Raw genomic sequence first — 23,989 nt, forward strand, 5'->3', positions numbered from 1 at the left:
CCGTGCCGACCGGTTCGGCGCGGATACGGTGCGGTCGGGGCACGGCCGAACGAATATCAGGCAGCCGAATCGGTGAGATCACCGGTCCTGGTGCCGCAGAGGACCATTCGTCGGACACACGCAAAGTTCTCCTGCTAGAAAATACCGACACGACGGTACGTGGTTCCGCGATTCGCCATGACACGGTGGTGCAGGCCGCAGCATTCGACCGCCTGTCGGCGTTTTCGCCGGCCTGGCGAGGTGGTCGCATTCCCACCGTCGACACTTTTCAGGAGGACCCGTGCGCGATCGGTTGATCTATATCAACGGTAGATGGGTGGATTCGCGACATCGGGCTGGCATCGATGTGCTCAACCCTGCCACCGAGGGTGTGATCGGCGTCGCGGCGGCAGGGTCCGCCGGTGATGTGGATGGTGCGGTGCGGGCAGCTTCGGCGGCGTTTCCCGCTTGGTCGGCGCTTCCGGTGGCCGAGCGCGCGAACTACCTTCGTGCTATCGGTGACGGATTGGAGCGGCGTCGAGCCGACGTCGCGGCATTGATTACCTCCGAGGTGGGTACGCCGTTGACCGTCTCGCAACGGATTCAGGCAGGATTGCCCGTCGCCGATTTCCGCAATTCTGCTGATCTCGCCCTCGAGATCGAGTGGGCAGTGGAGGTCGGGAACTCGCTGGTATCGGCGGAGCCGCTCGGTGTGATCGGTGCGATCACACCGTGGAACTACCCGTTGCATCAGATCGCGGCCAAGGTCTCCGCCGCTCTGGCGGCGGGCTGCACCATTGTGGTCAAACCGAGCGAACTCGCTCCGCTGAACGCTCTGCTACTGGCCGAGGTCGCCGACGAGGCCGGTCTGCCGCCCGGTGTACTGAACATTGTGCCGGGTGACCGGGTGACCGGGGAGGCGCTGGTCGAACACGAACTGGTTGATGCGGTCTCGTTTACCGGTTCGCTGGTCACGGGTCGCCGGATCAGCGAACTCGCTGCCCGCGCACCGAAACGGGTGCTGCTCGAACTCGGCGGCAAATCGGCCTGCATTCTCCTGAACGACTTGTCGGCGGACACGGAGCGTCAGGCCCTCGACGATACTGTGAAGAGTTGCCTGCTCAATTCTGGGCAGACTTGTACCGCGTTGACCAGATTGATTGTTCCGCGAGAGCGAGTGGAACCGGTTCTGGAGAGCGTGTGCACTCTGATGGACCGTTACCCGGCCGGTGACCCCATGGACCCCGATACGAAGCTGGGGCCGGTTGTTTCGCGGGAGCAATACGATACCGTGCTGGCGCATATCGAATCCGCGGTCGATGACGGAGCCCGGCTGGTACACGGAGGGGTGGAGCGCTTTGCTCATCTGACCCACGGCTATTATGTGCGTCCGACGGCCCTGCTGGCTCCTGACAATTCCGTGCCCATCGCGCAAGATGAGGTTTTCGGTCCCGTGCTTACCGTATTGGCGCATGACGGCGAGCCGGACGCGGTCCGCATCGCGAACGATTCCGTCTATGGACTGTCCGGGGCGGTGTGGGGTGAGGATCGCGATCACGCGGTCGCGGTCGCGCGACGGATCCGCAGCGGGCACATAGACATTTGCGGGGGAAGATTCAATCCCATCGCACCGTTCGGCGGGATGAAGCGGTCCGGTTTCGGGCGGGAACTCGGCCGTCACGGCATCGAAGAATATTTGCAGACCAAGTCGTTGCAGCGGTGAGCGGTGACCCGGAATGTCAGACGTCGATTCGAGTGTTAGGCGAGCAATGCGTTTCCCGAGTCTTCCGATCCCCTTCGCGGCAAGCATCAACCCATACGCCGAGCGTGCCGAGCGACACTGCCGGTGGTTCGTCCGCCATTTCGGCCTGGTGACCACGGACGAGGCGGAACGGCACTTCGACGAGTCGCTGCTCGGGATCCTGGTCAGCCGAGCATGTCCGCGAGCGGATCGGGAGACGGTCGAACTTCTGGCGGACTGGATGGGCTGCAACCTCGTACTCGACGATCTTTTCGACGAGACCGATATCGGTGAGGAACCGCCGCGTCTGCGTGCGTTCTGTGACCGGGTACTCGACTGGCTACGCGAAGACGGCTCTGCCGCACCCGACGATTCGCCGTTCGCGCGGGCCTACACCGATATCTGGACCAGGACCTGCGCTCGCGCGAGCCCCACCTGGCGCCGCAGATTTCGTGAGCACTTCGGCCAGTTCCTGAGCCGGTGTGTCTGGGAAGCGAACAATCGGAGGAGCGGAGTGATACCCGGCGTCGACGAGTATCTTCGGATGCGCGCCTGTGCTTTCATGCCCTATATCGATCTGCTGGAACTCGTCGGTCACAGGGAGATCCCCGAACACCTGTACAGGACCGCCATCGTCAGTGAACTCAACCAGACCTTGTCGGACTGTGTGCTATGGACGAACGACCTGTTCTCTTGCGAGAAGGAGTACACGCTCGGCGACGTCCATAACCTGGTGATAGTGCTCGCGGAAGAGAAGAGAATCAGTCTGCAGCAGGCGGCGGACATCGTCGGCGACATGATCCGTGATCGCATCGACCGGTTCGCCGACATTTCCACTGCGATCGCCGGTAGCTGGGCTCTCGAGCACACCGATATGCCGACCAGAGATATCTTGATCGGCCACGTGGACAACATGCGCAGTTGGTTGAGCGGCCAAATGCAATGGCGATTCGAAACCAAACGGAACACCAGCGTCAACCTATCGCTGGTCGAGGGCAAGGCATCCCGGAACTACTAGCCTTCCGCCAAAGTCGTCTGCGGCGTCCGGGATCACTGCAAAATCGCGCAGTCGCGCGAAATATTGGAGTTATCAGTGAGAAAACGGTACGCGCGCGCCCGATATCTGAATACATTGGATCCGGAGCAGGACTGCCACGAGATCCATCGGATCTATTCGAATGTCGAATTTCCCTGGGATTATGGTCGCGGTCTGGAGGTTGCCGTATGGAAGACCTGCTGCGTACCGGAGATTTCCGCGGTTCTGCTTCGGTCGGGGCACTTCGTCCGAGCGGGACAGAAGCGATACGACGACACCCGCATCCTGATCGGCGAGATCGTCGCACACGGCTATGATTCACCTAGAGGAAGGCAATCCATACGACAGATCAATCGCGCGCATCACGGCTTGGATCTGGACGGCGAAGACATGTTGTATGTACTTTCGGCCTTCGTTTTCGAGCCTATCCGGTGGATAGATAAGTGGGCATGGCGTAGCGTGACGCCAGCCGAGCGGCTGGGCTCGTTCTATTTCTTCCGTGAGATCGGAAAGCGCATGAACATCGCCGCCCTGCCCGACACTTACGAATCATTCCTGGAGTTCAACAAGGATTACGAGAAGCGCAGGTTCCGGTACGCCGCGGCCAATCGGGAGTTGAGCAACGCGATGCTCGCCGTGTACACCTCGTGGTATGGCCGTCCGCTCAGCGCGTTGTTCGCGGAGACGCTGATCTGCAGGCTGGACCGGGCGGCCCGCGCGGCATTGGGTCAGCCGGAGCCGAACGTGCTCATCCGGGCGGCGAGCAGGGGGGGCCTGCGTTCGCACGCGCTGGCCGAATTCCTGATGCCCCGGACGACGGCGCGATTGATGACCAGACCGACAGCGCGTACCTACCCCGGCTATCCGATCGGCTACAAGCTCGCAGATATCGGGCCGCACTCCGACCGGGTGCCCGATTCGGCGCGTGCGGGCGATGAAGGATTATCGTGACCGCACGACGTACCCCGCCGACAGCTCATCCTGTTGCGTCCCATCTGGAGCGGACGACCGCGGTCCTGACCACATTCCTGCGTGAACAGTTCGCGCATCTGGGAGATATCGTCGGCGATGACCGGATATGGAGCTCGGTCGTGGCGGATATCGAACGCTTCACCGCCGGCGGCAAGCATCTGCGGCCGGAGTTCTGTTATTGGGGCTGGCGGGCTGGTGGTGGTACAGATAGCGACCGTGTCGTCCAGGTTTCGGCCGCGCTGGAGTTACTGCATGCATTCGCTCTGGTCCACGATGACATCATCGATCACAGTGATATTCGCCGTGGTCTCCCCACGATGCACCGACACTGCGCCGAGCTACACCGCAGGTATGGATTGCGCGGGCACTCCGCAGCGTTCGGTGAGGCTGTCGCCATTCTCGTCGGTGACCTGTGCCTGGGCTGGTTTCGCGATATGCTCGACGCCGGTGTCTTCGGCCTGGCGCAGGGCCGGGACGTCCGCCGTTTGGCATCCCGAACCATTGCCGAGCTCGTCGGCGGGGAATATCTCGATCTCGCCGAGCAGAGTGCGCAGCATCCATCCATAGCTCGATCGTCGAAAGTGATCGTGTACAAGACATCCAGGTACACCATCGAACGGCCTATGCAGCTGGGCGCCACTCTGGCGGGCGGCGATCCGGTGGTCGTGAATTCCTTTTCCCGATATGCGCTCCCGCTGGGGGAAGCGTTTCAATTGCGCGACGACCTGCTCGGCGCGTTCGGCGACCCGAGGCTGACCGGCAAACCGGATGGTGACGATCTGCGGGCCGGTAAGGGCACCGTTCTCATGGCCACCACCAGAGAACTGGCCGACGACGTCGCGCGGCGGGCGATCGATGCCCACCTGCGGCGCGAGACGGTGACGGAGGAGGATGTAGCGTGCCTGCGCGAGATAATGGTCGCGACCGGTGCGGTGAAAGCCATCGAGGAAAGGATCGGACGGCAAATGCGGGCGGCCGTGCGCGCCGCCGACGAGATACCGACCGACACGGTTGTCCGCGAGGCCCTGCGAGATCTCGCCTCCCGCACCGCCTACCGGAACCACTGACGATGCGCACCAGGTGCAGCGGCACCCTGCTTCGGGAGCGCGTCGAGCACGCCCTGGACGACGCCTGCGGATATCCGGTGGTGTCGATGACGACGTTGTGTAGTAGTCGGGACCTTCTTCCCTACCGGCAATCCCGCGCGGCGGCGACTGTAGACGGCGTTCCCGCGGCCGCGCCGCGGAGACGAACTGTCGAGGGCGAACCAGCCTGTTTGGGAAAGGCGGAAATCCACAGTGGCACGTGATCTGACGCAGTGGCAGATTCTCACCGAACTCGAGCCCGTGGCCGGACAGGCGCTGGACCGGCACCTGTCCATGGCGCGGGACTGGCATCCCCACGACTACATCCCGTGGGACGACGGCCGCAACTTCGCGATGCTCGGCGGCACCGATTGGGAGCCCGGACAATCCCGGCTGCCGGAGGTCGCGAAGGCAGCCCTGGTCACCAATCTGCTCACCGAGGACAACCTGCCCTCTTACCATCGCGAGATCAGCGCGAACTTCTCCCCCGACGGCGCGTGGGGAACGTGGGTCGGCCGCTGGACCGCCGAGGAAGCCCGCCACTCCATCGTCCTGCGCGACTACCTGGTGGTCACCCGCGGCGTCGACCCCGTCGCCTTGGAGAACGCCCGCATGGCCCACATGACCACCGGCTTCCACACCCCGGTCGAGCAGGGCGACGCCGGGTCGTCCGGCTTCCTCTTTTCGATCGCCTACGTCTCGTTCCAGGAACTCGCGACCCGGATCAGCCACCGCAACACCGCTTCCGCGTGCGATGACCCGATTGCCGACCGCATGCTGCAACGGGTCGCACTGGACGAGAACCTCCACATGATCTTCTACCGCACGATGTGCGGCGCGGCCCTGGACCTCGTCCCCGACCAGGCGATGGAGGCGATCGACCTGATCGTGCGCAACTTCCGCATGCCCGGTGCCGGGATGCCCAACTTCCGCCGCAACGGCGTGCTCATGGCCAAACACGGTATCTACGATCTGCGGCAGCACCTGGAAGAAGTCCTCCAGCCCGTCATTCGCCACTGGAACATATTGGATCGCAACGATTTCGGGCCTCGCGGCGAACAGGCCCGCGAACGGCTCGCCGATTACCTCAGCGATCTGGAAACCGTACAGGTACCCAGGTTCGAGGAACACCGCGACCGCGCCCTCGCGCGTGCACGAGCCTGAAAGATCGCAGGCTCGACGACGGACAGGCGGACCGCTTCGTCACACACACCCACGCGCGTGATGCCCTCCGCGCGTCGGCCCGGGACTCTCCGGCGAAACTACGCAACACCGCCTCGATGTGCTATACGTCCGTATGGGTGCAGTGCGAGTCGGTACCTCCGGGGGACCCGTGCGATCGATGGCGTCCTCCGGTTGTCGTGTCCGGTCCAGCGAGAAGAGGTGTGTGGTGAAGATCAGCGGCATCAAGGTGTTCGCGGCAAGTTGCGCGACGTGCGTAGCAGTTCTCTCCGGCGCGGGTGTCGCCGCGGCCGAGACCGAACCGGCATCTCCGGTACAGAGCCCGGTGACCCTGGAGAGTTACCTGCACCAGTTCATCGCGAATGTCCCCATCGGCAGCGGCAGCTGGTGTTCGTTCCACGAAGGGCCGTGTGAGCGGTAGTTCGTCCCGGCGAGGCCGCCGCCTCACGGCCGCGGCCTTGCTGGCCGATCCCGCGCGGTGAACGCGTCACGCAGCGAGGGGCGACAATTCCGGTCGCGAGCGGACCCCGCCGCGCCTTGTGGCGCACCGATTTCGCTATTCTCACCCGACAACCGTCCTATGCGGCCATCCAGCGCGCGGAGAGCCTTCTCACCCAAGAGTTTTCGCGTTGCGATCGTGGGTAGCCAGGCGGTATCCCGAGGTTGCGGAGAGGGCGGGTGGAGGATGAGGGCGCCCCTGGGGCCGATCGGCGAGGATCCGGCACACGACGCGGAATTCGATCTCGAGGACACCGCGCTGTGGCAGATCCGGGAGGCGGTACGCGCGCTGCTCGCTCCCCGGACCGGTGTCGTGGTCGAAGACGCGGTGCTGGTCGCCGACGAACTGGTCACCAACGCGATCGAACACGGGCAGCCGCCGCGGCGAGTCCGGTTCCGTGTGCAACCACGCCCGCAGCGGCTGCGAGTCGAAGTCGACGACTGCGGACCCGGCGTGCCCTACCTGCGCACAGCCGATGACAGCGGTGGGCGCGGTATGACCGTCATCGACAGCTTGGCCACCGAGTGGGGCGTGATCGACTACACCAGGTTCAAGACCGTGTGGGCCGAGCTGCCGCTGGATCGCCCCCGCGTTCCCCCCATGTCCACCATGCCACCGACCGACCAGCCCTGAGGGTTACCCAGCCCGGCCGACCGGACCGCGGTGTGAGACGGACGCGAGTCAGGCGGCGAGAGCCTGCTCGACGCTGTGATAAAGCGCCAGGACCTCCTCCAGTCCCGACAGCTCGAGCGGTCGGATGACCGGGCGGTTGGCGTCGACGACCACACGTAAGGGTTCGCGACGGTTCTCGGCCTCCCTACTGGTCGCGGCGAGAGCCTGCAAACCCGCCGCCCCGAAGTGCTCTACGCCGGTCAGATCCACGACGCAGAATCCCGCACGGGTGCGATCCAGCCCCTCGCGAACCGACGCCGCCATGCGCCCCGCGCTCTCGGCGTCGACCTCGCCCTCGACGGTCACCACCGCTACCGCGCCGACCATCCGAACCTCGACCCGCAACACCGACGAGGTCGATTCCCGCTCACCTTCATTCACCCCAGGACCTTATCCGGCCCGCTCGCTGTGATCGCGCTGTGTGAAGTAGGCGCATCGAACATGCACGGCCGGGTGCTCCCTGCGCCAGCCGCTGCCTACCCCGAATCCGAGGGCGGGCATCGCTGTGGCCAGCGATTATCAGTGGCTCGATGGTGTGGGTGTGCGAGCAGGGAGGGATGACATTCTCAGCGGTTTCGTGGCTACCGCGCGGGCGTCGTCGAGACTGAGTCCGAACATGCGCAGCAGATTGACGGCGAGGGTGTCTGCGAGGGAGTCGATGTCGGTGCTGGGGTCGGTGACGAGAAGCTGGAGGCAGCCGAGTAACGAACCGGCAGTGCAGGCGAGTGCGGCGGGGTAGTCGCTGATGGTCAGGCGGCCGGCGTCGCCCGCTCGCCGCAGGTCTCGCAGCGCGCGGGGCGCGAGGCCCTGATCCGGCGACATCAGTCGGAAACCGATGGTCAGCAAAGTTCCGGTGAGCTGCGCGTGGGTCTTGGTCAGGTGCATCGTCATGCGGATGCCGTTGGCGAAAATCTCCGCCGGATCCTCGATTCCCGCTGAGGCCTGGTCGAACAATTCTCCGTATCTGTCGAGGGTCTCGGCGATGGCAGCTTCGAACAGTTCCGCCTTGCTGGCGAAGTGGTTGTAGAACGAGCCCACGCCCACGTCCGCGCGGTCGGCGATCTGCTGCACGCTGGCATCGAGACCACCCGGGCCGGCCAACAGCTCGGCCGCGGCCGATATCAGCGCCGCCCGTGTTCGTGCCCGTTTGCGTTCGACGCGATTCGAGCGTCGCGCAGGAGAATTCACGGGACAGGTCCTTCCTCAACTCTGAATGTCACTCCAACTCTGAATATTGTTGACGGAGGATCCCATCATTGCTGAACATTTCCTCAGCGTTCAAGGAGGGTGGTGATGACAGTGTCCGCATACGACGATCCGCACGTCGATCTGCACAGGGCGCAGGGCGCGCTCACTGTGCGCGCCACTGTACGTGGTCATCGGCCCAGCAATTATCAGGAGAGACATGCCCACAACACGCGTCACCGTGGTCACCGGGGCCTCCTCGGGAATAGGCCGGGCCACCGCGGCGGCCCTGGCCGACCACGGTTTCCAGGTGATCGGGACCAGCCGTAACCCGGACACGATCCCGGACACAGACCGCCTGCCGGGCATCGACTACCGGGCCTTGGACCTGACCGACCACGACTCCCTCGAACAGTTCGTCTCGACGCTGGATACTGTCGACGTCCTGGTCAACAACGCCGGCGAAAGCCAAGCCGGACCGCTGGCCGACCTGCCCGGCGACGCCGTAGCCCGACTGTTCCAGCTCAACGTGCTCGGCCCGATCGCACTCACCCGGGCGTTACTACCCGGCATGCGCCAGCGCGGTACCGGGCGGGTGGTGATGGTCGGCTCGATGCTGGCCAGCTTCCCGCTGCCCTACCGCTCCTCCTACGTCGCCACCAAAGCCGCACTACGCGGATTCGCCACCGCGGCACGATTCGAGGAATCGCCCTACGGCATCTGGCTCACCACCGTCGAACCGGGACAGGTCGATTCCGGACTCCGCGAACGACGCACGAAATACCTCGCCGACGGCTCGCCACACACCACGGAATTCCAGCGCTTCATGACAGAACTCGACCGCAAACAAGCCGCGGGCATCACACCGGACCGGGTCGCACGCACGATACTCACCGCTGTCACGGCACCACGCCCCCGCCCGCTCTACGCCATCGGCAGCAACGCACCTGCCGCCTACGCACTCCAGCGCGTACTCCCCCGCAGCCTGATGGAACGCCTCACCGCCCGCACCTACGGACTACACCGCTGACCACCCAGGTCCCACCCGCCCGCGAGCCGGGCTCGACACTCGGCTTCGCCGTGGTCGGCTTCCGTGTTCTCGTCGATTTTCGGTTGCCGCCAGCTCGATCCGCGACCGGCAAGCAACCGACTCGATGGCGGTCCATTCGGGATTGCGGCCCAACAATCCGAGTCTGCCCACGCCGCGACGAACTCGTTCCGGTCCGGTGATTGGGCTCGGGTCAGAGCCGCTCGCGCCGGTCGGCGGGTCCGTCGGGTCGCGTCGGTGAGTCGAGCGCCATCACCGTGTCCCACCAGCGATCGAGGGAGCTGGGCACGGGCCAGTGCACCACTATCGGGCTGCCGGAGGTGGAGAACACCGCAGGTTCGTCGGGAGGTTCGGGATCGTCGTGCATGGTGTGCTCCTGTTCCGGCTACCGGCGCCGAGCCCTGCCGTACGTTGCGGGCGGCGAGCTCGACGTGGTGTGAATACACAGCGTGACTACCCGCGCCCGGGAGCCCGAAAAGTGCCGTCCCATCCGGAAAACGAATGGTTTTCATCCACTTTGCGCACCGGCGGTGGCTGCGGCATCAGATGTCCCACGACCCCGGTGTCGCCGGCGAGCACTCCGGCGGGCGACCGCCCGTAATGGCGGCGGTACATCGCGGCGAATCGGCCGGGATGCGCGAACCCCCATTCGGCGGCGATCGCGGTGACCGTGGCGCGATCGCCGGACGTGGTCGCGACGAGCTGTTCGTGAGCGCCGTGCAGCCGCAGCCGCCGCAGATACGCCATCGGCGTGGTGTCCAAGTGCCGGCGGAACGCCAACTGCAGAGCGCGGACGGTGACGAAGGCGGCTGCGGCGATATCCGCGACGGCGATATCGTCGCGCACGTGGGTTTCCATGTAGGACAACGCGCGTCGCACGGTGCCGGGGTGGGCGTCGTGGCGGTCACCGGTGGTGTCCGCGGTGACCGCGGTATTGGGGAACGCGGTGAGCACACTCGCCGCCAGGTAGTGAGTCGCGGACGCGGCGATCAACGGCGGGACACCGTCGGGGTATCGGGTGGCCATTTCGCGCAGATGGGTGAGGGTATCGATCAGCGCATGGCACGCGGCGTCGGACACCGGGCGGTGCCCGGTCAACCGCACCGGCGCGCTACCAGCGGCCGTGGACGCCAGCCGCTCGATTTCGGTGGGTTCGAGCATGGTGATGGTGTAGCGAGCGTCGTGGACGACACCGGAGTACGGCAGATCGGGCGGAGTCGGTATCCCGAGTTCCCCCGGCCCGAAGGTGTAGGCGGTCTCGCCCGGAGTAGTGGTCTCGATCCGGCCGGACTCCACTACGCACAGACAGATCTTGCCGAGCGGGTCGGCGTCGTAGACCATGTCGAACGCGAGATCCACTCGATCGAGAGTGACCGTGCCGAACGATTCCCGGGTGATCCGACTGGACACCGGCGCAGCGCGCGGACCGCGTCCGATCCGCATCGTCGTGTAGTGCTTGTTCAAGAACTGCTCGGTCGCATCCAAGTACCTGCTGTGGAATTCCACAGTAGCCATGAGCGGCCCTCCCGCGTATCCAGGACTGCCCACGTGCCCGCAGTGATTCGGGGCAGAGCAGAACCTACCGTGCAGGCACACTGCTGAACCCGTGGCTTCCTATCATGCCCGGTGCCGCGGAGTTCTTCGCTTTCTGGACCGGGCACGGGTCAAGTCTGCGCCAACCGCACGGCGGACGGCCGGTGCGCCTGACAGACTCGATCTTGGATCATCGGTTGAACAACCAGCCGGCTCCTTCCCGCCCAGAGCTGCCGGAGGCGACACGTTGACGATCGACATTTCGGTACCCGCCCGTAGACGGCGAGGGGCCGACGCCTACGACGGCATCGACTCGGCGCTGCACGAGCTGGCCGCCTTGGCACCCGACGCCGAGCGGCGCACCGTGCTGCGTGATGACATCGTGCGGCGGTGCCTCCCGCTGGCCGACCACATCGCCCGCCGGTACAGCGGTCGCGGCGAGTCCTATGACGACCTGTACCAGGTAGCGAGCGTGGGACTGGTACTGGCCGTCGACCGGTTCGACCCGGCTCGCGGGCAATCGTTTCTCGCCTTCGCCGTGCCCACCATGATGGGTGAAGTCCGGCGGCATTTCCGCGACCACACCTGGGCGCTGCGAGTGCCACGACGCATCAAGGAGATTCAGCAGCGTACCGGACCGGCGATCGAGGCGCTGTCCCAGCGTTTGGGCCGGGCTCCCCGTGCGGTGGAGCTGGCGATCGAACTCGGCGTCGACCTGAACGAGACCGTACAGGCGCTGCTGGCGACGAATGCTTACCGCACCGACTCGTTGCAGCACCCCGGCGACGGGTCGGACGACAGCGCGGTACCGGTCGTCGAAACCATCGGCGCCGACGATCCGAAATACCTATTGACCGAGCAGGCGCTCACCGCCGGGCCCCTGCTCGACGATCTGCCCGACGAGCGTAAGCGCCTGCTGTATCTACGCTTCTTCCGCGGGCAGACACAATCGGAAATCGCCCGGCAATTCGGGGTGTCGCAAATGCAGATTTCCCGGTTGCTCACCCAGACCCTGTCAGGTCTCCACCGGCAAGTGTACGACCAGCCGCAATGACGGATTTCCCGGGTCCCGCACGTTCGCACTGCTCAGAACGGCCACCACGGCCGACATCACGCACTATATGGCCGACTGCCGGGCCGATCGAATTACTTCATTGGAAGATTGGACCGAGTGAGGCGAACCGACGTGACACCCTTCCCTCGGGGTAGAACCTGGAGAGGTACTTCCTGCGGGCGGTAAGATCGGAACGCATCGCGGCGGGAAGTTCGAATGAATCAGCCCGCATCGGCAGCAAGCTTGGTGCGAACACCTCGTGTACCAGCACTCGCTGCTCGGTTGAGAAGACGATCTCGTAGACTCGGCCCGCGGAACCCGCTGGTAGCGCCCCGAAGGCGTCGCGCGTGATGCCTGCTCGGAAGATGCGGCGGCGTTCGTAGAGACCCATGCGACGGGTGTGCAGACCGAACGGGACCCCCTCGGCCGGTATGAGGCTGCCCTGGTCGCATTGCCGATAGGTGATCAGATTCTCGCTGACGATCGCACCCGTATGGTCGCGGAGCTTGGATCGACGCACCGCCACCGGCTCGTCGTCACTGAACACTTGGTGTCTCTCAGGGCAATCGTCGACGGTTGTCGACCGGACCTGTACTGGTTCCGCCGTGATCGGGGATCCGGCCAAAACTTGAAGAAGCAACGTAGTGGAACCATCGGTGGTCAGTATCAGCTCGGTGATGAGAGGAAAATCAGAATACGGGTCCAGTATCGGATACCGCTGGCTCCCGACGAGTTCTTTGTACCATCCGTCGAACATCGAAACCTCTGCAATTACCCTGCGCCCTCGCGCTGCGGTCGATGTGACGATTCTCTCGAATACCCAGCCCCAGACATCGGTAGGGCAGCGCTACTCGCTTAGGTAGGTGCCGAACGCGAGGGTGTCGGTTCGCGGCTGCGCCGGACCCCGAGCCCGCCGACCGAGCACTCAGCGGCACAGGGTTGTTATTGTCGGCGGAGCGAAAGAGGACCGGGCGAAGAAGCGGCAGAGCCGTCGTAGTCGGCGCGCAGCGAAACCAACCGATGTGGAGGAAGCCCGTGAACATCCCCGATCGACTTGTCCCGATCTATCTCCGAGCCATCCGTAAGAACGCGCCCTTTTTTACCGCCGAGGGTGCCGCGGCGGAAATACAGAACCAGGCACTGCGGCCCACGTCATACAATCCACCGGCGAGACTCCGCCCCGATGTCACCATCAGCGTGAGACGAGAGGAGGAGTACCCGATCTACACCGTGACGCCCAAGCTGACCACACCCACCGGCAGCGTTCTCTACACACACGGTGGGGGCTGGGTCCACGACATCAGTCCCGAGCATTGGGCGTTGGTCGCGCAGATCGCCGCAGAAGCGAGCGTGACGGTCACCGTCCCGATCTACAAGCTGTTGCCCTACGGAGACGCCGCCCAGGCGAACGAACTCATTCTCCGGCTCTTCCACGATCTGAAGAGCCAACAGAGCGATGTGCGACTTGCCGGCGACTCCGCGGGCGGCCAGATCACACTCTCCGCCGCGCTCGCCCTTCGCGACCAAGGCGTCGAAGACATTCACACCGTCCTCATCTCCCCGGCGCTGGAGCTGACGCTGTCGAACCCGAGGATTCCCGCAGTGCTCCCCACCGACCCTTGGCTCGGGGTCGACGGGACACGCGTGCTGGCCGAGAACTGGGCAGGAGACCTCCCGATCGACGACCCGAAAGTCAGCCCGCTCCTCGGCGACCTGCAAGGCCTCGGCCCGATGCTGCTCTTCTCGGGCACTCATGACGTCCTCAACCCCGACGCGCACCTTCTTGTCGACAAGGCTCGCGCGGCGGGCGTCGATGTGACCTTCATCGAGCGTCCCGACGCCGTCCATGTCTTCCCGCTACTTCCGACGCGCAGTGCGAAAGCCGCTCGCGAGCGCATCGTGGCAGCCCTCCGCCCCTGACGCGAAGCAGACGCCCGCCAGGTATGGGGCCACCCCAGAGACCTCACCGACGCCGTCTGCGAAGAGCGGACACCCGATGTGGCGCCGGCCCCGAAGACAGATCCTCGCCCGGCGCACAGCATGCGCGGGTCAGCAGTTGCGTGCACATGCACGGCGAAGCGAGATTCGCTTGCGGAGCAGGCGCGGCGCCATCAGGTTGGCGAGGACCCGCGGCGGGAGGGGCGACGACCTCGGTCCAGGGATCGCCCAGCGAGCGGAATCGCGCTGTGCTCGCGCGTATTTCGATGAATACGATGGGTCGTACGTCCATGCCGCCGCCTCCGCCGCCGCCCTAGGCAACCCTGTCGGCGGCCCATTCGCGGCCGAGTCCGCCACCGAAGCCGAATCCGGCGGGCCACCGGCACGATCGTCACTCCGTTTGCGGTGATCGGATCACCGACAACCGTGGCTACTCGGGCGTGTTCGCCGAGGCTGGTGCCGCTCGGCAGGACGCGTGCTTGCCGTATCCGCACGCGGGAAGGGGATGCCGAGGTTGGGGCATGATGCCTACTCCCGGTGTCGAAGTGAAGCGGGAAGGCACTGGTGCCCCGTCTCGACCACCAGCAGGCCGAGTATCGCGTCGGCGGTGATTCCACCGTTCGATCGGCCGTCGCCCTGACCGTCCACTCCGGGTCAGAGCTGCGTCAGGGCAGCCAGCAGGGCCAGCGCGGGGAACACCCCCTGCACGGCGGCGGCCCGCACGAAGCGACGGTCTTTGGCAACCAGCACGACCGCGGCGGCGAGCATCGAACCGCAACTCATCAACAGCAGCGCCCAGCCCGCCGAAGGCCGACTCCGGAGCAGCCCGACACCGGCGAAGGCCCCGACAGCGAGGAACAGGTTGTAGAAACCCTGGTTGAATGCCCAATTCCGGACCGCGGCCAGATCGGTGTCGGCCACGCGGAAGGTCCGCCGATAGATTGCGGGATCGGCGAAGCGGACGGATTCGAGCACGAAGATGAAACAATGCACCAGCGCCGCCACAGCGGCCGAAATCTGCACGATCGTGAGCACGGCATCCTCCTCACAGACTCCGCCACACCACCATCCGATAACACTCGGCATCCGCAGTATTCAATTCCTCAGAGTCTCCTCCTGTGACGCAACGGTAGAGTCACCGGTCTTCGGATACAGCTTCAGCAGCTCCCGGATTTGCGGTCCGACCGCATCCACGATCGATCCCTTGGCAGGACGCTCGTATTTCGGTGGCCTGCCGCCCGGCCGGTTGTTGAGACACTGGGACGGTGACTACTGCCGATTCCAGCACCCCATCCGGCTCCGAGGGCAAAGCGCGTCGCGCTCCGGGGCGGCCGCGACTTCCGTTCGATCGAATCATTGATGCGGCGTTGCGCATTGTCGATGAGGAGGGGGCCGAGGCGTTGTCGATGCGCACGCTCGCCCAGCGGCTGGACACCGGTACTGCGACTCTCTACCGCGCGGTGGCCAATCGTGGTGAATTGGTGGCGCATGTGGTCGACCGGATCTTCGGTGAGATCGATTTCGATCCCGTCGCGGTGCGGGATATGGACTGGCAGCAGGCGTGCCTGACGGCTGCGCAAGGGCTCTTCGACGTTCTGAGTCGCCATCGGCGCATCGCGCCACTGCTCATCGAACAAGTGCCGGTCGGGCCGAACGCGATGCTGCATCGCGAGCGCTTTCTCGAGTTCCTGCTGGCCAGTGGCTTCTCTCCGGTGACCGCGGCACGCGCGTATGCCACCATCGCCCGTTTCGTCCTGGGCTTCGCGGCGCAGTTGCCCGCGCACGACGGATTGGCGCAGGCGGAGCCCGCGGCGATCGCCGCGTTCTACCGTCGGCTCGATCCGGCCACCTTCCCGGCCACGCTGGCCGTTGCCGATGTCCTGCCCTCGGGCCGGCTCGAGGAGGAATTCGGCTTCGGTTTGCGACTGCTCGTCACCGCGCTGGCGGATATGCGCACCGAGGCTTGACGCCTCCCCTAATTTCGGCAACACTGTTGCCATTATGAGGGGACCGAGAGCAGCCGACGATTACATCGACGCGGACTCGCGCTTCACCACGGTCGACGGCGCGAACATCCACTACAAGCGGGCCGGAGCGGGACCACCGGTGTTGCTGCTGCACGGCAGCGGTTCCTCGCTGCATCACTTCGACAAGGTCGCTGCGGCGCTGTCGTCGTCATTCGATGTGATCCGCCTGGACCTGCCGGGCTTCGGGCTCACCGGCCCTCGTCGTGATCGCGACTACCGCATTCGCACCTACGTGGACACGGTGGCGGGTTTTCTGGACTCGCTGGACGTCGCGAAAGTCTCGCTGGTGGGCAATTCCCTCGGCGGCAACATCGCCTGGAACTTCGCGTTGGATCATCCACGGCGGGTGCAGCGACTGGTGCTGGTCAACGCCACCGGGTATCCGGGCAAGTCGTTACCGCTGGGTTTGCGGCTGGCGCGGAACCCGGTGACCAGAGTGCTGATGCGTCATTTGGTCACCCGTTCGGCCACCGCGCGGAATCTGCGCTCCACCGTCGGTGCGGGTGTCGCCTCGATCGTCGATGACGCCATGGTCGACCGGGTGTATGCGATGTTGACGCGCGAGGGCAACCAACAAGCATTCATCGACTTCGCCAACACCGAGCAGGCCGACCGGACCGCGGAGATCACGCAGATCGCCGTCCCGACTCTGGTGCTGCGCAGCGGAGGGATGGACGCCCAGCATTTCGCCCGGGACATTCCCGGCAGCCAGGAAGCGGTCTACGACGGCGGAGGGCATCTGCTGCCGGAAGAGGCACCCGGCTGGGTGGCCGACCAGGTCCGCCAATTCCTGAGCACCCGCCTGGACGGTGGGCACGCCGGACAGAAGGAGCGATCGTGAGATATTTCGTGGCGCGGGGAGAAAACCGGCGTCTGGATCCGGATACTCGCAGGCCGTTGCGCGGTAGTTTCGTCGAATGCTCCGACGGCGTCACGCATTACGAGCTGACGGGTCCGGGCGACGGCCCGCTGGTGGTACTGGCGCCCGGCCTGACGGTTCCGCTGTTCTATTGGGACGGACTGGCCGGGGAATTGCACCGGCAAGGTTTCCGCACTCTGGCCTACAGCGCGTACGGGCGCGGCTATTCCGATCGGGTCCGCGCGGTCTACGATGACGCACTGTTCGTCCGCCAGCTGTCGGATCTGATTTCCCGGCTGGGTTTGACCGGGCCGTGGCACGTCATCGGCACGTCCATGGGTGCGGTGGTCGCGGCCGCCTTCGTCGAACAGCATGTCGAACAGACCGCCACCTTGACCCTCGCTGGTCCGGCAGGGCTCGAGCCACCTATGGCGGCGACGAAACTGCTGCGCCACCATCGGCTCAGCGCACTGGTCGGCCGATACCTGGGCGGTCGCCTGCTGCGCACACACCTGTCGCACAACGTGCGGGATCCGCAGCTGTCGGCGAGGCTGTCGGCGACCGTGAACGCCTGCTACGAGTTCGAAGGCTCGATCTACGCGCTGTTCGCGACGCTGGCCGACTTCCCCCTCACTGGACGGCAGGACCTCTATGCCCGAGTAGGCAGGCTGCCGGTGCCGTCGCTGTTGCTGTGGGGTGCTGACGATCGCGTCACCCCCATGGCCCGGATGGACCAGATGCGCCGCCTGCTCACTCCCACCCGCTGGCACGTCCTCGAAAGATGCGGACATATGGCGCCTTACGAACGGCCCGGAGAGGTCGCGGCCGAGTTCGATGCGTTCGCCCGCCGTGCGGGACAGGCGGTGCGGTGATGGCCGCCGACCGCGTGGACGTGCTCATCGCCGGGGCGGGCCCCACCGGTACGGCGCTGGCGATAGATCTGGCCCGGCGCGGACTGTCGGTGCGGATCCTCGACCAGGCCGAGCACGCCTTCGCCGGTTCGCGTGCCAAAGGCATCCAGCCTCGCAGCCTCGAGGTACTCGACGACCTCGGTGTGCTCGATGACATCCTGGCCGGCGGCTCCGGTTATCCGCTGATGGGAATCCACCTGGGCCCCTTCACGATTCCGTGGCGCATGCAAGCACAGCACGATGCGTCGACCGAGATCCCCTACCCGAATACCTGGCTGATACCGCAGCACCGCACCGACGCCGCGCTGCACGCCCGGCTGGAAACTCTGGGCCGCGGTGTCGAATTCGGCCGCGAACTGATCGCTTTCGAACAGGACGCCGACCGGGTGGTGGCCACGGTGAGACATGCCCGAGGGACGGAGGAGATCACCGCGCGCTACCTCGTCGGTGCCGACGGCGGTTCGAGCACGGTCCGCAAGGGACTGGGGATCGGCTTCTCGGGGTCCACCGACGAGGCGGATCGGATTCTGCTCGTCGATGCCGAGGTGTCGGGGTTGCGCCGCGACCGCTGGCACGTCTGGCCCGCGCCCGGTGGCCGGTTCGTCGGCGCCTGTCCGCTGCCACACTCCGGCCGGTTCCAGTGGATGATCCGCCTGCGTCCGGACGAGGACCCGCCGTCGGACGAAGCAGCCGTCCTGGCACGGATCCGCGCGCAGACCGGCGACGAGCGAATCCGGTTGTCCGCCATCGCATGGACATCGGTGTTCCGGCCCAACATCCGCATGGCCGACCGCTACCGATCCGGCCGCGTGTTCATCGCCGGTGACGCTGCCCATGTGCATACCCCGGCGGGCGCGCAGGGACTCAACACCGGGCTCCAGGACGCCTACAACCTCGGCTGGAAACTCGGGCAGGTGCTGGCCGGCGCCTCTGAGGCTCTGCTGGACAGCTATGAGGCCGAACGACTTCCGATCGCGGCCGGCGTGCTGAACTTGTCGACGGGTAAGTACGAAGGGCTCGGCAAGCTCGATCCCTCCAGCATCAAACGCGGCAAGGATGAAAGCCAGCTCGCGATCTCTTACCACGGTGGCCCGCTGGCCTCCCACGATGCCCAACACACGGCCACCCTCCGGGTCGGAGACCGAGCACCGGACGCGAAACTGCTCAGCGCCGTGGGCGGGCCACAGCGATTGTTCGACATCATGCGGGGCCCGCATTTCACCGTCATCGGCTATGGCGCCGAGGCGGCCGCCGAACTGACGGCGTTGCGCTGGCCCGAATCCGGCGCCGCGCTGTGCCGAGTGGCCGTGGACGCGGGACCCGCCGCAGACGCCGATGTGATCCTCGCCGACATCGGCGGTGGTTTCGCGCGCAGCTACGGTGTCGCGGGTCCGGCGCTGCTCGTGATCCGCCCGGACGGTTACCTCGCTTCGATCGCGATCGGCGACGATCGCGTAGGCATCACCCAGGCCGCGGCGCGCGGCATGCTACCGACCCGCACGCGGGGAGCCTCGATGTCCGGTCGCGCTCGCCGGAAGTCGGAAGGTAGCGAATGAGCCGAATCCTGTTGCGCGGGGCGCAGGTGGTGACGATGTCACCGCACCGCGCAGACGCCGAAGACATCGATATCCTCATCGACGGCGACCGGATCGCGGAGATCGGCGACCGTCTGCGGGCCGACGACGTGGAGACCGTCGACCTCTCCGGCAGGATCGTCATCCCGGGGCTGGTCAACGCGCATCTGCACACCTGGCAGACCGCTCTGCGGTTCGCCGGTACGGACTGGACTCTGCCGGACTACCTCGCGCAGGCCCACGGGGTGGCGGCACGTCACTATCGCCCCGAAGACATGCGGATCGGCACGGCGGCCGGCGCTGTCAGCCAGATCAACAGTGGTGTCACGACGATCGGCGACTGGTGTCACAACTGCAGCACGCCGGAGCACGCCGACGCCGCCGTCGAGGGATTGCAGCAGGCCGGTGTCCGTGCGGTCTTCCTCCATGGAACCCCACACGCGCTGAGGGATCGTCCGCACGACACCCGCGAGATCGACCGTCTGATCGATGGCGCGATCGGTGCGAGTGATCAGCTGTCCGTGGGGATGGCGATCAAGGGACCGCAGTTGTCCAAACCCGATGTCGCACTGGCCGACCTGCGGGCCGCCACCGAGCGCGGCGTGCTGGCGTCGATGCACCAGAGCGCGGGGGCGCCGGGCACTGGCTGGGAGGCGGTACGCGCTGCGGGCCTGTGGGGTCCGCTGACCAACATCGTGCACGGTACCGGGTTGACCGACGACACGGTCCGGGAACTGGTCGACGCGGGTGCCACCATCACCTCGACACCGGAAAACGAGCTGGGACAGGGACATTGCACCGCTGTAGTGGACCACCTGCTGCGGTGCGGGGCGGCGCCGTCGCTGGGCACCGACACGGAGGTCGTGGTCGCCGGGGACATGCTCGTCGCTGCCCGGCTCTGCCTGGCGCAGCACCGCGGCACCGCACACGCGCACGAGTACCAGCGCACCGGGCTCGGCGCACCACAGATGCCGCTCACAGCCAAACACGCGCTGTCGTGGGCCACGTTGGAAGGCGCTCGTGCGCTCGGTCTCGCCGATCGGATCGGCACGATCGAACCGGGAAAGCAGGCCGACCTGGTGATCCTCGACGGGCGCATGCTCAATCTGTGGCCGTCCCACGATCCGGTTGCCGCGGCGCTGAATTCGACGACGGCCAACATCGAATCGGTCATGGTCGCCGGCGCCTGGCGCAAACGCGATCACGTCCTCCTCGCCGGGCCGGTCGACGAACTCATGGACGAGTTGCAGAAATCCGGCGAACGCATCCTCCGCGAAATCCGCCGCACGGGCGTGTTCGCCCGCGTGCAGCGACGTGTGGTGCAGCAGGTGGTGCGCCGGCAGCTTCGGCACCAGGCACAACCGCACGGCCGACCGAAGCCTTAGGTCGCGCCCGGTACAGACCGGTCAACGGCGACGCGAGGAACGTGGCTGCTTCGCCACCACCAGCAGGTAACGCGATGCCAACCCACGGCGGGCCCGAACGCATCACCCCCGCCGCGCACCAGCATGATTTGAAATCGTTGCGCAACAACATCATTCGTTACGGGCGTGCAGTTCAGTGCTTCTGCCCGAATCCACAAGGGAGGCCGTGAATGCCCTCGGAGACAATGCGGGCCGCCGTCCTCGGCGAGCCGGGCACGATCACGACGACGCAGCTGCCGATACCCACGCCAGGGCACGAGGACGTGCTGGTCCGGGTGCGGCGAGCGTCGTTGTGCGGGACTGACCTGAAGATCCGGAGCTCGAGCTTCTTCGGCGGCTCCCCGCCGCCGCCGGGTTCCTTCGTCCCAGGACACGAGTACGCGGGCGTCGTGGTGGCCGTGGGCGACAGCGTCGACGAGTTCACCGTCGGCGACCGGGTGGTGAGTGAGTCGCATCGCGGGTGTATGCGATGCGTCAACTGCCTGGCGGGCTTCTACACCGATTGCCTGAACTACGGCAGACCCGACAAGGGGCATCGGTGCCAGGGCATGACCGTCCACGGCGGATTCGCCGATTACGTGGTCAATCACGTGTCCACGCTGCATGCGCTGCCCGGCTCGGTCACCTTCGACGCCGCGGTGGTACTCACCACCGTCGGCTCGGTCATGCACGCCTTCGACGTGCTCGGTTCCCTGGTCGTGGGAGCGAGTGTCGCCGTGATCGGGCCCGGCCCGATCGGTCTGCTGGCCGTGCAGGTCGCACGACAGCTCGGTGCGGACCCGGTAGCCCTCGTCGGTACCCGCGACAGCCGACTGGCGCTGGGCGGCCGATTCGGCGCGGGGCTGGTCGTGAACTCGCGCACCGACGATCCCGTCACCGCGGTCCGTGACCTGACCGGCGGGCGGGGGGCCGACATCGTGCTCGAATGCTCGGGCGCCGCGGCCGCGGTGGACGACGCGATCCACATGACCAAACGCTCCGGCAAGGTCGTGCTGGTCGGGTTCTTCGACCGGCCGGTGACCGCTGACCTCAATCACGCTGTGATGAACGGGATCTCACTGCATACGGTGCGCGGGGAAGGGCAGGGCTCGGTCGCGCGAGCCGTCTCCCTCGCCGGGCAGGGCCGGCTGGACACCGACGCCCTCGTGACACACCATTTCGCCCTCGAAGACATCGGCGATGCGTTCGACACCTATGCCGAGCGCCGAGACGATGCCATCAAGGTGATGCTCGACGTGTCCGACGCTACGGAACCGATCGATGGCCGGTGACCATCCCGCATCCTTCCGTCCCGCGCCGGGAACCGGCCCACGCGAGCTGGTCGCGGCCGCCATGCAGCGGGCGGCCACGGCATGGCTGGACGCGCTCACTTCCCGGCAGCGCCTCGACGCGCTGATCGGCTCGCCGCTGGCGCCCGACGCCGACGCCGAGCGGCTGCGGTGGTTCTACACACCGACCGATCACGGCGGGCTGGCGCTGGGCGAGCAATCTCCGCGGCAACAGGGCCTCGCGATGCAGCTGGTGGCGTCGGGCCTGTCCGAGGCCGGTTACGACACTGTCGCAACGATTGTCGGGCTGGAGAACATCCTCGACCGAGTCGAGGGCTGGCAGGCCCGCTGGGCCCGCGAACGAGGCCGCGATCCGGGACTGTACTGGCTCAGGGTCTTCGGGACGCCGGGCGGACACGTGTGGGCGTGGCGGTTCGGTGGCCATCACATCTCCCTGAACTATCTGATCATCGACGGCGCGGTCGTGTCGATGACACCCTGCTTCCTCGGCGCGGACCCCGCCAGGGTCGCACTGCTGGGCGGATCGCTACGGCCGCTGGGCGGAATCGAGGACACCGCGTTTCGCCTGATCCGGTCCTGCGATACCGAACAGCGCGCCCGAGCTCTGCTGCATCAGTCGGCGGTCTCGGACATCGTGTCCGGCAACAGAGCCCGCGTCTTACACGGCGATGCCATGATGCACATGCAGCAACTGTGGCGAGGCCGTTTCGCCGATCCCGAGTTGATCGAACGTGTCGACGAGATCGACCGACGCGCGGAAGCGGCCAGTGGCTACACCGAGTCCGACCACGCCGCGCTGGCGATCTCCGTCCCGCCCAAGGGCCTCGCCGCACGAGCCTTCGGCGCTGCCCAGCGCGACGACCTCCGCCATCTGATCGCGCTGTACACCGGCCGGATGCCCAGCGCTCTGGCAGAGGTACTCGCCGACCGCTACACGAACGCCGCGGCGCTCGACGACACCTACTTCGGCTGGGCGGGCAGTACCGCGCCGGGAGAGCCCCACTACTACCGGGTCCAAGGTCCCGACCTGCTCATCGAATACGACAACACCCAGCGCAAGGCCAATCACGCGCACTCGGTCTGGCGCGATCTGTCCGCCGACTTCGGCATCGACAGCCTCGCCGAACATCGACGCCACCACCCCCACTAGAAGGAGCGCACATGATCAGCGAATCACCGCACGATGACAGCGGGTTCGCCGGCAGGCTACGGTCGGGCCACCAGGTCGTCGGCTACTGGGTGGTCTGCGACAACCCTGTGGCGACCGAGCGGATCGCCACGACCGGCTACGACTACATCTGCCTCGACGCCCAGCACGGACTGATGGAGTACCGAGGCCTGCTCGCCGGGATCACCGCCATAGACGCCGCCGGAGTCGCCGCCATGGTGCGGGTGCAAGCCAACGACCAGTTCTGGATCGGCCAAGCACTCGACGCCGGTGCGCGCGGGGTGATCGTGCCGATGGTCGGCACTCCCGCCGAGGCCCAGCAGGCTGTCGCCGCTTGCTATTTCCCGCCGACCGGCCACCGGAGCAACGGAGCGCTGCGCGCCGGATTACGCATCGGGCCCGCACCGGCCCGGGCCAATGCCGAGATCGCGTGCGTGGTGATGATCGAAACCGCGTCCGGGCTGCGCAACGCCGCGGAGATCGCCGCGGTCGCCGGGGTCGACGCCCTCTACATCGGCCCGTCGGACCTGCGCCTCGCACTCGGCGGCGCCAGCCCTACCGACCCCGCTGTCGACGCGGAATTCGACGCGGCGTTGCGCACCGTGCTCGAGGCCGCGAATGCGGCCGGCAAACCCGCGGGCATCCACTGTCCGGATGGCCCCACCGCGCGCCGACGCCTGGAGCAGGGCTTCACCTTCGTCAGCGTAGCCAACGACCTGACGCACCTGGAGCGAACGGTCCGCGACCACCTCGCCAACGTGCACGGCGCCCGCTGACGCATGGCTGCCGCCGACATCTGCCCGGTGGTAACCG

At 66.1% G+C, this 23,989-nt stretch carries 24 protein-coding genes; 18 read left to right on the forward strand and 6 right to left on the reverse strand.

Annotated elements, in window-relative coordinates; all coding sequences use genetic code 11:
• The first annotated feature begins 280 nt into the window (after positions 1 to 280).
• From NWFMUON74_RS19105 to NWFMUON74_RS19135, 7 genes are all read left to right on the forward strand, one after another.
• Complete coding sequence (locus tag NWFMUON74_RS19105; RefSeq protein WP_187683229.1) at positions 281 to 1,702, forward strand: aldehyde dehydrogenase family protein; 1,422 nt, start codon at positions 281 to 283, stop codon at positions 1,700 to 1,702.
• A 46-nt stretch (positions 1,703 to 1,748) separates the two neighbouring features.
• Positions 1,749 to 2,738 (forward strand): terpene synthase family protein, encoded by a 990-nt coding sequence (locus NWFMUON74_RS19110; protein ID WP_187683230.1) that lies wholly within the window; start codon positions 1,749 to 1,751, stop codon positions 2,736 to 2,738.
• Positions 2,739 to 2,813: 75 nt separating this feature from the next.
• Positions 2,814 to 3,707 carry a DUF2236 domain-containing protein gene (locus NWFMUON74_RS19115; RefSeq protein WP_187683231.1) on the forward strand — a complete coding sequence of 298 codons (894 nt, stop codon included), beginning with the start codon at positions 2,814 to 2,816 and terminating at the stop codon, positions 3,705 to 3,707.
• Positions 3,704 to 4,795 (forward strand): polyprenyl synthetase family protein, encoded by a 1,092-nt coding sequence (locus NWFMUON74_RS19120; protein ID WP_187683232.1) that lies wholly within the window; start codon positions 3,704 to 3,706, stop codon positions 4,793 to 4,795. Before NWFMUON74_RS19115 ends, NWFMUON74_RS19120 begins: the two co-directional genes overlap by 4 nt.
• Positions 4,796 to 5,026: 231 nt before the next feature.
• A complete protein-coding gene (locus tag NWFMUON74_RS19125) occupies positions 5,027 to 5,977 on the forward strand; it encodes an acyl-ACP desaturase (protein WP_187683233.1) in 951 nt (316 codons plus the stop codon).
• Between the two features lie 223 nt (positions 5,978 to 6,200).
• Positions 6,201 to 6,416: a hypothetical protein gene (locus tag NWFMUON74_RS19130; protein ID WP_187683234.1), complete on the forward strand. Its 216-nt coding sequence runs from the start codon at positions 6,201 to 6,203 to the stop codon at positions 6,414 to 6,416.
• 264 nt (positions 6,417 to 6,680) lie between these two features.
• Positions 6,681 to 7,127, forward strand: coding sequence for an ATP-binding protein (locus NWFMUON74_RS19135; RefSeq protein ID WP_187683235.1), 447 nt, complete (start codon positions 6,681 to 6,683; stop codon positions 7,125 to 7,127).
• 48 nt (positions 7,128 to 7,175) lie between these two features.
• On the opposite strand, the gene NWFMUON74_RS19140 is transcribed toward NWFMUON74_RS19135, so the two are convergent.
• Complete coding sequence (locus NWFMUON74_RS19140) at positions 7,176 to 7,547, reverse strand: anti-sigma factor antagonist (RefSeq protein ID WP_187683236.1); 372 nt, start codon at positions 7,545 to 7,547, stop codon at positions 7,176 to 7,178.
• Between the two features lie 138 nt (positions 7,548 to 7,685).
• Positions 7,686 to 8,354 (reverse strand): TetR/AcrR family transcriptional regulator, encoded by a 669-nt coding sequence (locus NWFMUON74_RS19145; RefSeq protein WP_187683237.1) that lies wholly within the window; start codon positions 8,352 to 8,354, stop codon positions 7,686 to 7,688.
• A gap of 217 nt (positions 8,355 to 8,571) precedes the next feature.
• On the opposite strand from NWFMUON74_RS19145, the gene NWFMUON74_RS19150 reads away from it, so the two are divergent.
• Positions 8,572 to 9,381 (forward strand): SDR family oxidoreductase, encoded by an 810-nt coding sequence (locus NWFMUON74_RS19150; protein WP_187683238.1) that lies wholly within the window; start codon positions 8,572 to 8,574, stop codon positions 9,379 to 9,381.
• 211 nt (positions 9,382 to 9,592) lie between these two features.
• Here NWFMUON74_RS19150 and NWFMUON74_RS19155 read toward each other — a convergent pair whose 3' ends face one another.
• Both NWFMUON74_RS19155 and NWFMUON74_RS19160 read right to left on the reverse strand, forming a co-directional pair.
• A complete protein-coding gene (locus NWFMUON74_RS19155) occupies positions 9,593 to 9,766 on the reverse strand; it encodes a hypothetical protein (RefSeq protein ID WP_187683239.1) in 174 nt (57 codons plus the stop codon).
• 86 nt (positions 9,767 to 9,852) lie between these two features.
• Positions 9,853 to 10,914: a helix-turn-helix domain-containing protein gene (locus tag NWFMUON74_RS19160; RefSeq protein ID WP_187683240.1), complete on the reverse strand. Its 1,062-nt coding sequence runs from the start codon at positions 10,912 to 10,914 to the stop codon at positions 9,853 to 9,855.
• Between the two features lie 265 nt (positions 10,915 to 11,179).
• On the opposite strand from NWFMUON74_RS19160, the gene NWFMUON74_RS19165 reads away from it, so the two are divergent.
• On the forward strand, positions 11,180 to 11,986 hold the full coding sequence (locus NWFMUON74_RS19165) for a SigB/SigF/SigG family RNA polymerase sigma factor (protein ID WP_232110439.1): 807 nt from the start codon (positions 11,180 to 11,182) through the stop codon (positions 11,984 to 11,986).
• Positions 11,987 to 12,083: 97 nt separating this feature from the next.
• Here NWFMUON74_RS19165 and NWFMUON74_RS19170 read toward each other — a convergent pair whose 3' ends face one another.
• Positions 12,084 to 12,743 carry a hypothetical protein gene (locus NWFMUON74_RS19170; RefSeq protein ID WP_187683241.1) on the reverse strand — a complete coding sequence of 220 codons (660 nt, stop codon included), beginning with the start codon at positions 12,741 to 12,743 and terminating at the stop codon, positions 12,084 to 12,086.
• A 278-nt stretch (positions 12,744 to 13,021) separates the two neighbouring features.
• Here NWFMUON74_RS19170 and NWFMUON74_RS19175 point away from each other — a divergent pair, with 278 nt between their 5' ends.
• Complete coding sequence (locus NWFMUON74_RS19175; RefSeq protein WP_232110440.1) at positions 13,022 to 13,906, forward strand: alpha/beta hydrolase fold domain-containing protein; 885 nt, start codon at positions 13,022 to 13,024, stop codon at positions 13,904 to 13,906.
• A 672-nt stretch (positions 13,907 to 14,578) separates the two neighbouring features.
• Here NWFMUON74_RS19175 and NWFMUON74_RS19180 read toward each other — a convergent pair.
• The gene (locus NWFMUON74_RS19180) at positions 14,579 to 14,959 is read right to left on the reverse strand and encodes a DUF1304 domain-containing protein (RefSeq protein WP_232110441.1); all 381 of its coding nucleotides are present in this window, start codon (positions 14,957 to 14,959) and stop codon (positions 14,579 to 14,581) included.
• A 317-nt stretch (positions 14,960 to 15,276) separates the two neighbouring features.
• Between NWFMUON74_RS19180 and NWFMUON74_RS19185 the strand changes: the two genes are divergently transcribed.
• The 8 genes from NWFMUON74_RS19185 to NWFMUON74_RS19220 all read left to right on the forward strand — a co-directional run bounded on the left by NWFMUON74_RS19185 (position 15,277) and on the right by NWFMUON74_RS19220 (position 23,952).
• Positions 15,277 to 15,891 carry a TetR/AcrR family transcriptional regulator gene (locus NWFMUON74_RS19185; protein WP_232111187.1) on the forward strand — a complete coding sequence of 205 codons (615 nt, stop codon included), beginning with the start codon at positions 15,277 to 15,279 and terminating at the stop codon, positions 15,889 to 15,891.
• 34 nt (positions 15,892 to 15,925) lie between these two features.
• Complete coding sequence (locus NWFMUON74_RS19190) at positions 15,926 to 16,792, forward strand: alpha/beta fold hydrolase (RefSeq protein ID WP_187683245.1); 867 nt, start codon at positions 15,926 to 15,928, stop codon at positions 16,790 to 16,792.
• Positions 16,789 to 17,682: an alpha/beta fold hydrolase gene (locus NWFMUON74_RS19195; RefSeq protein ID WP_187683246.1), complete on the forward strand. Its 894-nt coding sequence runs from the start codon at positions 16,789 to 16,791 to the stop codon at positions 17,680 to 17,682. Before NWFMUON74_RS19190 ends, NWFMUON74_RS19195 begins: the two co-directional genes overlap by 4 nt.
• Entirely contained in the window at positions 17,682 to 19,277 is a 1,596-nt protein-coding gene (locus tag NWFMUON74_RS19200; protein WP_187683247.1) for an FAD-dependent monooxygenase, read from the forward strand. Before NWFMUON74_RS19195 ends, NWFMUON74_RS19200 begins: the two co-directional genes overlap by 1 nt.
• Entirely contained in the window at positions 19,274 to 20,680 is a 1,407-nt protein-coding gene (locus NWFMUON74_RS19205; RefSeq protein WP_187683248.1) for an amidohydrolase family protein, read from the forward strand. Before NWFMUON74_RS19200 ends, NWFMUON74_RS19205 begins: the two co-directional genes overlap by 4 nt.
• Before the next feature lie 209 nt (positions 20,681 to 20,889).
• On the forward strand, positions 20,890 to 21,990 hold the full coding sequence (locus NWFMUON74_RS19210; RefSeq protein ID WP_187683249.1) for a zinc-dependent alcohol dehydrogenase: 1,101 nt from the start codon (positions 20,890 to 20,892) through the stop codon (positions 21,988 to 21,990).
• Positions 21,980 to 23,158, forward strand: a complete 1,179-nt coding sequence (locus tag NWFMUON74_RS19215) for a DUF3500 domain-containing protein (protein WP_187683250.1) — start codon at positions 21,980 to 21,982, stop codon at positions 23,156 to 23,158. Before NWFMUON74_RS19210 ends, NWFMUON74_RS19215 begins: the two co-directional genes overlap by 11 nt.
• An 11-nt stretch (positions 23,159 to 23,169) precedes the next feature.
• Positions 23,170 to 23,952 carry an HpcH/HpaI aldolase family protein gene (locus NWFMUON74_RS19220; protein WP_187683251.1) on the forward strand — a complete coding sequence of 261 codons (783 nt, stop codon included), beginning with the start codon at positions 23,170 to 23,172 and terminating at the stop codon, positions 23,950 to 23,952.
• The last annotated feature ends 37 nt before the right edge of the window (positions 23,953 to 23,989 follow it).

It is taken from the genome of Nocardia wallacei (assembly GCF_014466955.1).
Taxonomy (GTDB): Bacteria; Actinomycetota; Actinomycetes; order Mycobacteriales; family Mycobacteriaceae; genus Nocardia; species Nocardia wallacei.

Coding starts and splice junctions, on each gene's coding strand:
- NWFMUON74_RS19170 (WP_187683241.1), bottom strand. CDS start 12,743: ATGTTCGACGGATGGTACAAAGAACTCGTCGGGAGCCAGCGGTATCCG.
- NWFMUON74_RS19150 (WP_187683238.1), top strand. CDS start 8,572: ATGCCCACAACACGCGTCACCGTGGTCACCGGGGCCTCCTCGGGAATA.
- NWFMUON74_RS19200 (WP_187683247.1), top strand. CDS start 17,682: ATGGCCGCCGACCGCGTGGACGTGCTCATCGCCGGGGCGGGCCCCACC.
- NWFMUON74_RS19135 (WP_187683235.1), top strand. CDS start 6,681: ATGAGGGCGCCCCTGGGGCCGATCGGCGAGGATCCGGCACACGACGCG.
- NWFMUON74_RS19110 (WP_187683230.1), top strand. CDS start 1,749: ATGCGTTTCCCGAGTCTTCCGATCCCCTTCGCGGCAAGCATCAACCCA.
- NWFMUON74_RS19205 (WP_187683248.1), top strand. CDS start 19,274: ATGAGCCGAATCCTGTTGCGCGGGGCGCAGGTGGTGACGATGTCACCG.
- NWFMUON74_RS19220 (WP_187683251.1), top strand. CDS start 23,170: ATGATCAGCGAATCACCGCACGATGACAGCGGGTTCGCCGGCAGGCTA.
- NWFMUON74_RS19215 (WP_187683250.1), top strand. CDS start 21,980: ATGGCCGGTGACCATCCCGCATCCTTCCGTCCCGCGCCGGGAACCGGC.
- NWFMUON74_RS19210 (WP_187683249.1), top strand. CDS start 20,890: ATGCCCTCGGAGACAATGCGGGCCGCCGTCCTCGGCGAGCCGGGCACG.
- NWFMUON74_RS19190 (WP_187683245.1), top strand. CDS start 15,926: ATGAGGGGACCGAGAGCAGCCGACGATTACATCGACGCGGACTCGCGC.
- NWFMUON74_RS19155 (WP_187683239.1), bottom strand. CDS start 9,766: ATGCACGACGATCCCGAACCTCCCGACGAACCTGCGGTGTTCTCCACC.
- NWFMUON74_RS19160 (WP_187683240.1), bottom strand. CDS start 10,914: ATGGCTACTGTGGAATTCCACAGCAGGTACTTGGATGCGACCGAGCAG.